Here is a 13,564-nt window from a genome sequence, read left to right on the forward strand (position 1 = left end):
AAATTTGACACTTAAAAATTATTTAAACTTTCTTTCCAATTGTCACACAGCCTGGCGTATAATTTGCCAAAAAGTCAGCGCTAATTTGCTTAATATCTTCAAGCGTCAACTTGCTAATTACTTCAATTTCATCATATACCGTTTGCGGACCATCCCCAAACCCATAAAATTGATTGGTAATGGCCTCAGGTGAATCCATCATCGCAATATAATTGCCAAGCAGTTCTCGCTTTTGTAGTTCAAACTCTTCTTGTTTGGTATCAATTAGTGCAGGTATCTGATCAACAATATCATGTAACTTACCAACAAGTTGTTCAGGATTATCTGTATCTCCAGCTAGCATCACAAATTCAAACCCTCGCTCGACTTCTACTTCAAATGAGAACGAGTCATCAATAATTCCTTGATGATACAGATCATCATACTGGACAGAATTTTCGGAAAAGAACAAGTTCATCAATAAGCTCAACCCTAATTCGTCTTTTAGACTGATAGTTGATTGACCCTTCTTTAAGTTAATATTGCCACGAAGAGTAAATGATGCTTTAGGTCTTGAAACATCCATCGATAAAATGCGTGTTTCACCTGTTTCATTCTTTGGCTGAGGATTAATGAATTTGACATCCATATCTCGCTTAGGGTACTTCGCTTGGTTAGTTTTAACTAATTCCATGATTTCATCGGGTATTAAATTACCGCTAATCATTAAAGTCATATTTTCTGGACGGTAAAACGTGTCATAGGCCAAATTTAAATCATCAACTGTGATTTCTGATAACGATTCTTCCGAACCGGCAATATCATCAGCCAGAGCAGTACCGGGATACATCGATTGCACACTGGTAGTAAATAGTTGGTTATCTGGATCATTCTTGTACATATTAATTTCTTGAGCAATAATCCCTTTTTCGCGATTTACTTTTTCTTCAGTGAAATAAGGTTGCATTACAAAATCGAGAAGTAACTCTAAGTTTTCGTTAACGTTGTCTGTTGAAGAAAACACATAGTTTGTTTTGGTGAATGAGGTGTAGGCATTAGAACGACCGCCATTTTTATTAAACAATTCAAACACGTCATAGTCTTTCTTATCAAACATTTTGTGTTCCAAAAAATGTGCGATTCCTGCCGGCTGATTAATCAGCTTGCCGTCCCTAACAAAGCTTGTATCTGCAGAACCATAGTTAACACTCAAGACAGCAGAAGTTCGTTTAAATCCAGCCATAGGGTTAAGAAAAACCTTCAATCCATTTGGCAACGTTTCAGATAAAATTTGCTCATCAAAATTTGGATAATTAATTGTCTTCATCGCGCTCACCATTGCCCTTCAAAGAATAGACCGCCCTTAGTTTTAACTTATTAGCTAATTCAATCAGTGCTTCAGTCCTAACGGCATTGACACCATCAATATACTTAGCATCATCTGTATCTTCATTAACAATTTCCTTAATGAATAATTTTCCTAATTGAGAACCTAAAGAATCAGCACTTGATTTTCTTTGATCGATCAATGATTGTTTAATTCCATCAACTACTGCATTGTCAATGTTTCCACCAGCAATTTTATCAATTGACTCAGCCACTAATTTCTCAACTAAAGCTTGATTTTGAGGTAAAATCCCCGCTGAAACAGTTAGCGAGCCATTTAACGAATTATATGAAGATGAAATATCATAAGCGAGACTCTGCTTTTCACGTACATCAGTAAACAATACAGATTGAGGCGAACCTCCAAGTAATTGATTAAAAATTACAGCTGGAAAGTATAATGGATCACCGGAATAAACTGGTAATTCATAACCCATGGTTAAAACGGTTTGCTCAATATCCAAACTCTTTTCGTCACGAAGAACCTGACTGCTTTCTGGTAATTTAACAAACGGGTCCAAACGTTCAAATTTATGATTTGAATCAGGCAAAATCTGCCTTAATTCATCAACAAAATCCGATTCTACGTGCCCACCAACAAACGCCATTACATTAGCATTTACTAGTAACCATTGATAGAACTCATAAACTGCAACAGAATCTAAACTTGATAACTGGTCTGTTGTACCATACAAGAAGCTGCCATGATTGATATCATTTGGAAACATCAATTTTTGCAACTGAATATTAGCGTAGTAATCACGATCCTCAATGATTGAGTTGAAGTAGTTTAACAAGTTGGCTTTATGCAATTCGAAGAAGGTTTCTTCAAATCGATTATTATCAGTTAAAGGATGGTTAATAACTTCATCTAGAAAGCCAATAATTGCTGTACCGACATGCTGATTATCAGGTAAGTACTTATCGTTAGGAAAACTAATATTGATTCTTAGCGTGTGAATATCGCCATAACGAAGCACAGTGACTCCAAAGCTAGCACCAAACATGCGGGATAGTTGTCTGGAAACTTCGGTTTCACTAGAGTACTTTTGAGTTGCATTGCCTAATAATTCACTCAACATTGCCATCTTAGCGAAATTTTTAGCATCCGATTTCAAATTAAAATAAATCGAAAGTTTAGTATTTTTAAATTTATCAGTGTCGTAAGTAACAATTTTTAAGTTGTCTGATTTATTTTTGTCCACAAGCATCCTCCTTGGATGAATCACAGATTTCATACTAAATTAACCGCGTGAAAATCTCAACCGTATTTTGACAAATAAATAAAAAAAGAGCAACTTATGAAGCTCTGTCTAAGTTACTCTTTGGGTTATTTATCTTCTTTTACTAATGGCGATGACACTTTTTGACCGAACCACTTTTGATCAATTCGTTTTAGTTTCCCATCTTTAGCTAATCGCTTTAGACCTTCATTAATCTTAAGTCTTAACTTGGTATCACCTTTGCGAATTCCGACTGCGTAAGATTCTTTCGGGAATTCACTCTTAACGATTTTATATGATAACCGATTTGATTGGTGAGCAATGTAGTAATCAGCATAAATACTATCGATCAACAATCCCTGAATTCTATTGGAGTTCAAGTCAATAAAGGCATCTGTAAATGAATCATATAGAACTGGTGAATTGCCTTTAATTCGATCCTTTAACAACTTAGGTTGATTATCAATATCCATTGCCCCTGCAGAACCTGTTTGCACCCCAGCAACTTTGCCTTTCATGTCGGCAAAACTATTTATGTTGTTTCGTTTTTTAGTAACCAGTATTTGATCATTAATTAAGTAAGGTGTACTAAAATCGATTTGTTTTGATCGCTCTGGAGTAATCGACAAACCATTCCAAATTAAATCAATTGTCCCATTTCTCAACTCAGTGATATTCATGGACCAGTCAATTGGTTGAAAATCTACTTTAATACCATATTGTTTAAAAACTGCTTTTGCTAGGTCGACATCATAGCCAACAATTTTGCCACTCTTGGTTTGATAACCCATGGGCACAAAACTATCGTCCAAACCAATGACGATGCGTTTACTTTTCTTAACAGTTGCCCACGTGTCTGGACGAGTCTCTAATTTTTGTCTTGACTCGATTCGGCAACCAGATAAAAACATTGGCATTAGCAACAAGACGATTGCCAGCATGCTTTTGACGAATTTTCTTTTCATCCAATCATCCCTTCAACTGTTCAACTCGCAAAATATTATCAGCTATTTTTTCGGCGAAATCCATATCATGGGTTACAACGATTTGTGTCATACCTTGTTGCTTCAAATCAATAATGATATTAGCAACTTCATCACGTAACTCCGGATCCAACGCTGAAGTTGGTTCATCATAGCAAAGGACCTTCGGATTCATGGCTAAAGCTCTAACGATGGCTACTCGCTGCTTTTGACCACCAGAAAGTTGGTAGGGATAAAGATTTTCCTTACCAGCCAAGCCTAATCTAGCCAATAAATCTTTGGCATCTTGTTTTACGGTTTCCGTGTTGGCTCCCTTAACTAATCTTGGGGCGAGGGTAATATTATCTAGCACAGTTAAATTAGGAAATAATTGATAATCTTGAAAGACGACGCCGATAATCATATTTTGTGGATTTGCATCGGTTGGATCAAATTCCTGATCGTCCCAATAAAAGCTTCCAGAGTCAACTCGTTCCAATCCAGTAATACAACGCAATAAGGTTGTTTTTCCGGCACCAGAAGGACCAACCACTGACAAAATATCTTGATCATTTACTTTGACGGATAAATTGTTGATAATCGTGCGACTACCAAATCGCTTAACTAAATTTTTAACTTCTAACATCGATAACACCCCTATCTCCAAACACTAGATTTCTTTTCAATTAATCGTAAAACAACGGTACATACAGCTGTTAGCAATAGATAAATCACACCTGCAAACAGCAGTGGTAACAAGGTAACATCTCTAGCACTGGCAACGTTTCCGGCTCTTAGCAAATCTCCTAAGCCAATTACGTAAACCAATGAAGAATCCTTGATCAAGTTAATGACCTCATTACCAATTGAAGGTAAAACAATCTTGAAGACTTGAGGAATAACGATGTATCTAATCGTCTGCCAATAGGTTAGACGTAATACTCGTGCACTTTCAAATTGTCCTTTAGGGATGGCTTGAAAGCCTCCTCTAAAGATTTCGGCGAAGTAAGCTGTGTAATTCAAAATAAAAGCAAACAGTGCGGCTTCATATCTTGGAAAAACAATTGCGAATGGGTGCATCAATGGCAACCCATAAAATACAATAATTAATTGCAACAACAGTGGTGTTCCCCGCATCAACCAAACATAAAAATTAATTAACCAAACCAAGGGTTTAAATTTGCTGATCATGCCCAGACCGACAATCGCTCCTAATGGAACTGCGGCTATCAGTGTCCAAAAGAATACTGACAAAGTCATTTTAGTACCAGATAATAGCGCTGGTAATATTTGTCCTAAATAATTTAACATAATAAATTCCTCCATAAAAAAGTCCCCTTGGTAAATAAACATACCAAGAGGACGATGGTTTTCGCGGTTCCACCTCAATTTGTAACGTATTCACATACATTACCTCAAGAAGTTTAGTTATTTAAAACAAAAAACGCCCTCTTAGGCTACTAAGCCTAAGAGGGCGAATAATACCGCGGTTCCACCTCATATTTGTCTACAATTGCAGACCTCAAGAGTTTAAATAACTAAACTTCAGCAATAACGTGCTCACCGTTCTTCCCTACACCATTACTGGTTTCAAGAAAATAACTCCCAGATGTGAACTAAGCTAGCTTAACACCCCATTTTCAGCTTTCAAGGGCTCTCTGTCGTTAAACGTCACTTAGATTTCTGATCAACGTTTTTATTCATGTCAAAATGTTAACTAAATAATACTTAATGTCTTTCCATTCGTCAAGACATTAATTAATTCTTTTTAAACCAACCAGTAAATTTTTGCCAGAAAGAAGGAGCAGATTCTTCCTTCATTTCCATCAATGGTACGGATTCACCCGTAATTCGACGAGCAATATCACGATATCCTTGACCAGCAGGGTTATCAGAATCTAACACAATTGGTTCACCACGATTAGAGGTTGAAATAACCGCATCATCATCAAAGACGATTCCTAATAATTCCACGCCTAAATGATGAGTGATTTCATCAATATCCATTACCGAACCGTCTTTCATCATATGAGTTCTGATCCGGTTAATGATCAATAATGGTTCCTCTTGAAGTGGATGAGTTTCTAATAATCCTACGACTCTATCAGCATCACGAACAGCTGAAATTTCTGGTGTGGTAACAATCAATGCTCCATCAGCACCAGCAATCGCATTCATGAACCCAGTCTCAATTCCGGCAGGACAATCAATTAAAACGTAATCGAAATCAGGTTTTAATTCATCAACAATCTCAACCACTTGATCGGCAGTCAAAGCAGTTTTATCTGCGTTTTGGGCGGCAGGCAATAAATAAAGCATGTCGTCAAATCGCTTATCTTTGACCAAAGCCTGAGCTAACTTGGCTCTTCCTGAAGCAACATCGACGATGTCATACATAATTCGATTATCTAATCCTAATACAACATCAAGGTTTCTCAATCCGATATCTAAATCCATTAAAACTACTTTTTTACCCATCATGGCAAGTGCAGTTCCGATATTGGCAGATGAAGTCGTTTTACCGACTCCACCCTTTCCTGAGGTGATAACTAACGCTTTACCCATTATTGATTCCTCCAATCTGGTTAAAGAACTTTGGGTTGATCTCACTTACATTTTCAACTTCGCCATAATCCAAAATATGCAAATCATTAACATATGCAACCGTTGAACTGTTGATCTTGTCGCTATGAGGTGAATCATCTAGAATTTCAAATTGCTCACCAATTCTCACTTGTTGAGCGTTATGTACATCCCCAATGATCAATTTATCTTCAGCATTGGGGTATCCAGCTTGAATAATTCCAGCAACACTACCAAGCACAAACAAATTACCACTAACGAATAGTTTACCACCTTCGTGAACGTCCCCTAAGAAGAGAACATCCCCAGTAACTGTTTCAACTTGCCCATTCCGGATTGTTTTATCAAGAATATGAACAGTTTGTTGCTCAATCATTCGTCTGGATTCTTCTTTTGTTACTACTTCTGAAATAATCTTATGAATTGAAAAATCAGGATAATCCGCAAATACTTTTTCAATCTCTGAACGTTCTTCAGCACTAAATAACCGTTTTCCAGTTGTTACCTCAAAAGCAATCTTTTGCGGTTTAGTGGATGCTGTTTGAGTTTTTAAACCATCCAGTAATTTGACTAATGATTTAAAAATATCGTCGTATGCGGCACGATCACTCAAAATTATTTCATAGCCATCATTACTACCTTTTAATACTGCTGCGTCTGCCAACGTTGATCTACCCCCTATAATTCCAATTATCGTCTGCGTTCAGCATATAACGACTCGATTGGAAAATAACAAATCGCAAAGAAAAACAAGTTCAATGCCAAAGTTGGCGCCAACGCATTTACCAAAAAGGTCGTAGCAGATGGATCAACTTGGCCGACAAAAATATTAGCTAAGAAATTCAAACTGATAGCTATGGTAATGTCGATAAAAAACACTAAAAATCCACTAAAGAAATTACGTGGCATTAGCTCGTAAATTGACTGACCAATATAAACCACCAGTGGGAATACAAACACGTATACCCCAAGTAAACCAGTGTAATAAAGGTCAAACACAAAACCAATAATAGCTGCCCACACGATTACGTGAGTAGTTTTTAATGAGTTGGTAAAAAAAGCTGTCATACTCAACCACATTAAAGTTAAATATGGAACCATTGAATTCGGAGTGGCGTATAGCCAATTAGAAAACACCTGACTGATTGAACCATCCAAATAGAACATCAGCACTAAACCAATCACAAAGACAACAGAAACCGGAATTCTTCTTCTCACTATACCAGCCCCCAATTACTTTTTAACTGCAACAGTAACTATTTGAATATCGTGTAAGTCAGCTGCTGGTTTAATGTGGATTTTTTTAGCTAGACCATAATCGTCCTTGCTAACGTTATCAACTTTACCAATGTAAATACCTTGAGGAATCACTCCACCAAGTCCTGATGTTGATACGCTATCACCCTTGGCAATATTAGTCTTAGAAGTGATATTACCCATAGTTAATTCACCAGTATCGTCACTATAACCAGTGATAATTCCGTTTAAGGATTTTCCGCCTGTAGCATTTATTTGAACGGCAAATCGGTTCGAATTTTCAGAAGTATTAGAAATTAACACAACTTTACTGTTAGTTTTATTAACCTCTGAAACAGTTCCAATAAGACCCTTACCAGCGATAACCGGCATATTCTTCTTGATTCCGGCTGCTTGACCCTTGTTAATTATCAATTGGCTAGCCCAAGATGAAGGTGTTCTGGCAATCACTGCGGCGTTGATCTTGTTGTAACTAGTCATCGTTTCACCAACTCTTAATTGACGTTTAAGTTGTTGGTTTTCCTTTTCCAATGCTTGATCTTTAACCTGAGTTTGAACTAATTGATCAACTTTTGATTTCAATTGTTCGTTTTCTTGGTACGTATTTAACAAATTCTTCATCGATACGAACCCATCTTGAATTCCATTCATAGGTGTGGAAACAAAACGATCACCAAAACCAACGATATCATTCCCAAATTGTTGAACGATTGGTGGCGTGCTGCGCTTATTACGCACAGACACAGATAAGGTCATCAATCCGAAACTAACGATCAAGCATATAATAATTATTACCAACTTTCGGTTGGAAAAGAACTTTTGCATAATTGCCTCCATCAGCTAATCGTTCATAAAATAAGCCCTAAGATTAACCTAAGGCTTAAACGACACTATTATTATTTTTTCTTGATTACGTTAATGTTCTTCAATGATTCACCCGTTCCAACAGCTACACAATCCAATGGATCATTAGCGATAGTTACAGGAACTTGAGTTTCATCAGCGATTACTTCAGAAAGGTTCTTCAAAAGTGCACCACCACCAGTAAGAACGATACCATGATCAATAACATCGGCAGCAATTTCTGGAGAAGTTTCTTCCAATGTTTCTTTGACTGTTTCGATAATTTCTTCAACAGACTCTGAAATGGCCGAATTAACATCTGAACCACTAACCTCAACAGTTGTAGGCAATCCGCTAACTAAGTCACGACCACGAATAGCAACTGGAGATAATTCCTTAGCGGCCTCAGCAGAAGCTGAACCAATATCCCACTTCAATTGTTCTGCAGTTCTTTCACCGATCAACAAGTTATACTTTTGACGAACATAACCGATAATCGCATCGTTTAACTTGTCTCCAGCCATTCTTACTGAACGACTTGAAACAATTCCACCTAATGAAATCGTTGCAACATCAGTGGTACCGCCACCGATATCAACAACCATTGATCCAGTTGGATCCATAACTGGCAAACCAGCTCCAATTGCTGCAGCGAAAGGTTCTTCAATGACATAAGCATCTCTAGCACCCGCCACACGAGTAGCATCGATTACTGCTCGCTTTTCGACAGCAGTAATACCAGTTGGAACACAAACCATTACATAAGGTTTTCCAGATGAATGACCTAATGCCTTTTCAATAAAGTATTTCATCATTGCAACAGTTGTATCGTAATCTGCAATAACTCCATCTTTCATTGGTCTTACTGCTTGAATACTACCGGGAGTTCTTCCAATCATTGCTCTAGCTTCTTCACCGACTGCAATGATTTCACCATCTTTTGTACCCTTAGCGACAACTGATGGTTCACGAAGGACAATCCCCTTACCATCAACGTAAACGATCGTGTTAGCAGTACCCAGATCGATTCCGATATTTTTTTCTCCTAATCCGAACACGGTATTCCATCCCTTCAATTCATAAAAAAGTTTTTATTAGTTAATTTGCAATTTAATCTTTAACGAAATAAGTATAGCATATCAAAGTCAAAAATAAATTGTTTCCAAAAAATCAACGTATTATCTTAAAACAAACCTTAAATTTGCTCATGATATTTTAGCAAATAGGCTCTAACTTCTGAAATAAAGTACAACGAACCAGTTACTAACAATAGGTCATCAGAATTCATTTTTTCCTCAGCTTTCATAATCGCTGACTTGAAATCTGGTTGATAAGTAACAGCGACTTTTTTATTAGCTTCTTGTTTTTCAACCAGATTTGCGTCGAATAATTTCCGATTCATTGGTGTTTGGAATGTGGTTAAAGTAATTTCAGCATTCTTAACCTGCGCCATCTCACTAACTATTTCTTGGGCCTGCTTATCAGCTAACACAGCAATTATCATATAAATCTTGCCTTTAGAGTAACTATTATTCAACAATGTTGTGAGCTGCTTTGCTGCAGGGACATTATGAGCACCATCAATAACTATCGTAGGGTTAGTTGATATGCGTTCAAATCTACCTGCCCACTGCGCATTAGCAACTCCTTTAAGCACACTGCTGATTGCCGCTTTCTTCTTCAACAATTTGCAATATACAAAATACAATGAAATCGCAATCGCTGCGTTCTGAGCTTGATAATCACCTAACAGTTGTGACGTCAACTGTATGTCAGCGTCGAATCCAGAATATTCAAATGACTGTTGCCAGTTGTCTACTTTAGGAGTAGAAACATCAAATTCTTTTCCCAAAGTAAATAGTTGACTGTCATGGTTGGCAGCTGTTTTAGCAATGACTTTCAAAGGATCACTTTCCAACTTGCCAATGACCACGGGTACATTAGGTTTAATTATTCCTGCCTTTTGAGCTGCAATCTCGCTCAAGGTATTACCTAAAATTTGCATATGATCGTACCCAATTGATGTAATTGCTGATGCAAGTGGTGTAACCACATTAGTAGAATCATACAGACCACCTAATCCAACTTCTACAAGGACAATATCAGCATGCCCTTCAGCAAAATAAGAAAACATCATTGCGGTGATGATTTCAAACTCGGTTGGGCCACCCTCAGGCAATGTGTCGTCTAATTGATCAACCACAGGTTTAACTAGGTTGGCTAACCTAAGAATTTCATCATCAGCAATTGGTTGGCCATCAACGCTAATGCGTTCATTGAACTTAATCAAAAACGGTGAAGTATAAGTTCCAACGGAATAGCCATCCGCTTGCAGAATGTTTCGCAAATAAGTTAGCGTTGAGCCCTTACCATTAGTTCCTGCAATGTGAATTGCCTGAATTTTTTGATGTGGGTTGCCAAGTAATTCTAAAAACCGATTCATTCTATCAAGTGTTGGAATTTTTTTAAACTTGGTTCGGCCATGAATAAAAGCCAATGCCTCTTCATAAGTTTTCAAATAAATTACCCCTTAAAAAGAGCCGTAACAAAACCAATTTGTTACGGCTCCGTTATTAATAACTTTTAATAACGTACAACACAGTTTATTATAGTTGGCTTTCGATTTGAGATAAACGTTGCTTAGCAGCAGACAACTTGTTTTGGTAATCAGCTTGCTTTTCACGTTCCTTTTCAACAACGTCCTCAGGAGCATTATCGACAAAACGAGCATTGCCTAATTTCTTTTCAACTCGTGTTACCTCGGCCTCAAAGTTTTTAACTTCTTTAGCAACTCGGTCTCGTTCTTCACCAAGGTCAACTAATTCTGCCAAAGGAACATAGATAGTAGCATCAGTGATCACAGATGTCATTGCTAAATCAGGGGCTTGAATTTCATCAGCAATTTGCAATTCTTTATCGTGAGTGAAGCGATCAATGTAAGGTTTGTTTTCTTCGAAAATGGCCTTCAAAGTTGCACTCTTAGTTGAAATCAACAAATCAATTGGTGATGACATAGGTGCATTGGCCTCTGAACGAATATTTCTAACTGCCTTGATCAAATCGATCAATGAATCCATGTCTGATTCAGCTTTAGGATCATTCAAGTTATCATCGACAACTGGATATGCCGCCTTAACGATGGTATCGCCTTCGTGTGGCATTGATTGCCAAATGTTTTCAGTCACGAATGGCATGATTGGGTGAAGTAACTTGAGTATCTTATCAAGCACGTAAGCTAATACGTTTTGAGTGTTTCGCTTAGAATCTCCATCCTCACTAGCCAAAGCTTCCTTACTCATTTCGATATACCAGTCACAGAAATCGTTCCAGATAAAGTCATATAGAGCACGACCAGCTTCACCAAAGTTAAACTTATCAAACTCACGAGTAACGTGACCAATGGTTTCGTTCAATCGACTTAAAATCCACTTGTCAGATAGTTCCCATTCTGACTTATCAGGCAATTCAGGCTTGGTAATGCCATCTAAATTCATAATTACGAATCGACTAGCATTCCAAATTTTATTAATGAAATTCCATGCAGAATCCATCTTGTCATAACTAAATCTTAAATCTTGACCAGGAGTTGTCCCAGTTGATAGGAACCAACGAAGTGCATCGGCACCATACTTGTCGATAACATCCATTGGATCGATTCCGTTACCTAATGACTTAGACATCTTTCGACCTTGTTCATCACGAATCAAACCATGCAAAAGAACATTTTTGAATGGTCGTTTCTTGGTGAATTCAAGACTTTGGAAAATCATTCTTGATACCCAGAAGAAGATGATGTCATATCCAGTAACCAATGTATCAGTCGGGAAGTAACGTTCGAAATCTTCTGTATCATCAGGCCAACCCATAGTTGAAAATGGCCATAAAGCAGATGAGAACCAAGTATCTAAAACATCAGAATCTTGTTCCCAATTTTCGATATCTTTAGGTGCTTCTTCACCAACGTATGTCTCACCTGTTTGTTTGTTGTACCAAGCTGGGATTTGGTGACCCCACCATAGTTGTCGAGAAATAACCCAATCATGAACGTTTTCCATCCATTGAGTGAAGGTATCCTCAAATCTTTCTGGGAAGAAACTTACACGGTCATCAGTATCTTGATTCTTAATAGCTTGTTCAGCCAATGGTTTCATCTTAACGAACCATTGAGTAGACAATCTGGCTTCAACTTGAACCCCAGTTCTCTCTGAGTGACCAACTGAATGGACGATTGGGTCAATGTTGATCATTAATCCTTCATCCTCAAGGTCTTTAACCATAGCTTCTCTAGCTTCAAAACGATCCATACCAGCATACTTGCCGGCATTTTCATTCATTGTGGCATCATCGTTCATGGTGTTGATACGTTCCAAGTCATGACGGTTACCAACTTTAAAATCATTAGGATCATGGGCTGGAGTAATTTTAACCATCCCAGTACCAAATTCTGGATCTACGTATTGATCCGCAATTATCGGTACCTCACGGTTGATCAATGGTACCAAGACCTTTTTACCAACTAAATCCTTATATCGTTCGTCACTTGGATTAACTGCAACAGCAGTATCACCCATCATCGTTTCAGGACGAGTAGTGGCGATTTCAATATAGTCCTTGCCATCAAAAGTTGTTCCATCCGTGAATGGGTACTTTACGTGATAAAAAGCACCTTTGTCATCTTGATGAATAACTTCGATATCTGACAAAGCCGTTCTGGCTTGGGGATCCCAGTTAATAATGTATTCCCCACGGTAAATCAAGCCTTTGTTATAAAGTTGAACGAACACCTTACGCACGGCCTTAGACAAACCATCGTCAAGAGTGAATCGTTCGCGAGAATAATCAAGAGAAAGTCCTAATTTGCCCCATTGCTTTTTAATAGTAGCAGCAAAATCATCTTTCCATTCCCATACTTTTTCAACGAATTTTTCACGTCCCAAATCATACCGGGTAATGCCTTGATCACGAAGCTTAGCTTCAACCTTAGCTTGTGTTGCAATACCCGCATGATCCATTCCCGGAACCCAAAGTGTGTCAAAACCTTGCATCCGCTTTTGGCGAATTATCATATCTTGGAGAGTAGTATCCCAAGCATGCCCTAAATGAAGCTTTCCAGTAACATTAGGAGGAGGCAATACTATTGAATATGGTTTAGCCTTTTTATCTCCACTTGGTTTAAATACATCATCTTCGAGCCACTTATCGTAACGACCTTGTTCAACCTCTGTTGGGTTGTACTTTGTCGACATTTCCTTTGTCATTTCATCGCCTCTTTCTCAAAATAAAAAGCACCTCATCCTAAAAAAATTAGGACGAAGTGCTCGCGGTACCACC

General features: G+C 37.8%; 12 protein-coding genes and 1 other annotated feature (1 of these 13 running past the window's edge). All 12 genes read right to left on the bottom strand.

Going from position 1 to position 13,564, the window contains the following annotated elements:
* Positions 1-22 precede the first annotated feature (22 nt).
* The gene (gene yfmH, locus O0236_RS06185) at positions 23-1,306 is read right to left on the bottom strand and encodes an EF-P 5-aminopentanol modification-associated protein YfmH (protein WP_268913238.1); all 1,284 of its coding nucleotides are present in this window, start codon (positions 1,304-1,306) and stop codon (positions 23-25) included.
* Positions 1,293-2,570 (bottom strand): EF-P 5-aminopentanol modification-associated protein YfmF, encoded by a 1,278-nt coding sequence (gene yfmF / locus O0236_RS06190; RefSeq protein WP_268913239.1) that lies wholly within the window; start codon positions 2,568-2,570, stop codon positions 1,293-1,295. Before yfmF ends, yfmH begins: the two co-directional genes overlap by 14 nt.
* Positions 2,571-2,695: 125 nt before the next feature.
* Positions 2,696-3,553 carry an amino acid ABC transporter substrate-binding protein gene (locus tag O0236_RS06195; RefSeq protein WP_268913240.1) on the bottom strand — a complete coding sequence of 286 codons (858 nt, stop codon included), beginning with the start codon at positions 3,551-3,553 and terminating at the stop codon, positions 2,696-2,698.
* A 4-nt stretch (positions 3,554-3,557) separates the two neighbouring features.
* Positions 3,558-4,196, bottom strand: a complete 639-nt coding sequence (locus O0236_RS06200; protein ID WP_268913241.1) for an amino acid ABC transporter ATP-binding protein — start codon at positions 4,194-4,196, stop codon at positions 3,558-3,560.
* An 11-nt stretch (positions 4,197-4,207) separates the two neighbouring features.
* Complete coding sequence (locus tag O0236_RS06205) at positions 4,208-4,861, bottom strand: amino acid ABC transporter permease (RefSeq protein ID WP_268913242.1); 654 nt, start codon at positions 4,859-4,861, stop codon at positions 4,208-4,210.
* 447 nt (positions 4,862-5,308) lie between these two features.
* Positions 5,309-6,115 carry a septum site-determining protein MinD gene (gene minD / locus O0236_RS06210; protein WP_268913243.1) on the bottom strand — a complete coding sequence of 269 codons (807 nt, stop codon included), beginning with the start codon at positions 6,113-6,115 and terminating at the stop codon, positions 5,309-5,311.
* On the bottom strand, positions 6,108-6,797 hold the full coding sequence (locus O0236_RS06215; protein WP_268913244.1) for a septum site-determining protein MinC: 690 nt from the start codon (positions 6,795-6,797) through the stop codon (positions 6,108-6,110). Before O0236_RS06215 ends, minD begins: the two co-directional genes overlap by 8 nt.
* Positions 6,798-6,823: 26 nt before the next feature.
* Positions 6,824-7,351, bottom strand: coding sequence for a rod shape-determining protein MreD (gene mreD, locus O0236_RS06220; protein ID WP_268913245.1), 528 nt, complete (start codon positions 7,349-7,351; stop codon positions 6,824-6,826).
* Positions 7,352-7,366: 15 nt separating this feature from the next.
* Positions 7,367-8,215: a rod shape-determining protein MreC gene (gene mreC, locus O0236_RS06225; protein ID WP_268913246.1), complete on the bottom strand. Its 849-nt coding sequence runs from the start codon at positions 8,213-8,215 to the stop codon at positions 7,367-7,369.
* 71 nt (positions 8,216-8,286) lie between these two features.
* Positions 8,287-9,291: a rod shape-determining protein gene (locus tag O0236_RS06230; protein ID WP_268913247.1), complete on the bottom strand. Its 1,005-nt coding sequence runs from the start codon at positions 9,289-9,291 to the stop codon at positions 8,287-8,289.
* Between the two features lie 137 nt (positions 9,292-9,428).
* Complete coding sequence (locus O0236_RS06235; protein ID WP_268913248.1) at positions 9,429-10,751, bottom strand: bifunctional folylpolyglutamate synthase/dihydrofolate synthase; 1,323 nt, start codon at positions 10,749-10,751, stop codon at positions 9,429-9,431.
* Between the two features lie 88 nt (positions 10,752-10,839).
* The gene (locus tag O0236_RS06240; protein WP_268913249.1) at positions 10,840-13,491 is read right to left on the bottom strand and encodes a valine--tRNA ligase; all 2,652 of its coding nucleotides are present in this window, start codon (positions 13,489-13,491) and stop codon (positions 10,840-10,842) included.
* 44 nt (positions 13,492-13,535) lie between these two features.
* Positions 13,536-13,564: a binding site (T-box leader), on the bottom strand; it runs 178 nt beyond the window's last position.

This window comes from Lentilactobacillus sp. SPB1-3 (assembly GCF_026913205.2).
GTDB lineage: Bacteria > Bacillota > Bacilli > Lactobacillales > Lactobacillaceae > Lentilactobacillus > Lentilactobacillus terminaliae.

Bases quoted from the DNA above. Each gene is read 5' to 3' on its own strand.
- O0236_RS06205 (WP_268913242.1), bottom strand. From the start codon at position 4,861: ATGTTAAATTATTTAGGACAAATATTACCAGCGCTATTATCTGGTACT.
- O0236_RS06240 (WP_268913249.1), bottom strand. From the start codon at position 13,491: ATGACAAAGGAAATGTCGACAAAGTACAACCCAACAGAGGTTGAACAA.
- O0236_RS06195 (WP_268913240.1), bottom strand. From the start codon at position 3,553: ATGAAAAGAAAATTCGTCAAAAGCATGCTGGCAATCGTCTTGTTGCTA.
- O0236_RS06200 (WP_268913241.1), bottom strand. From the start codon at position 4,196: ATGTTAGAAGTTAAAAATTTAGTTAAGCGATTTGGTAGTCGCACGATT.
- yfmH (WP_268913238.1), bottom strand. From the start codon at position 1,306: ATGAAGACAATTAATTATCCAAATTTTGATGAGCAAATTTTATCTGAA.
- mreC (WP_268913246.1), bottom strand. From the start codon at position 8,215: ATGCAAAAGTTCTTTTCCAACCGAAAGTTGGTAATAATTATTATATGC.
- minD (WP_268913243.1), bottom strand. From the start codon at position 6,115: ATGGGTAAAGCGTTAGTTATCACCTCAGGAAAGGGTGGAGTCGGTAAA.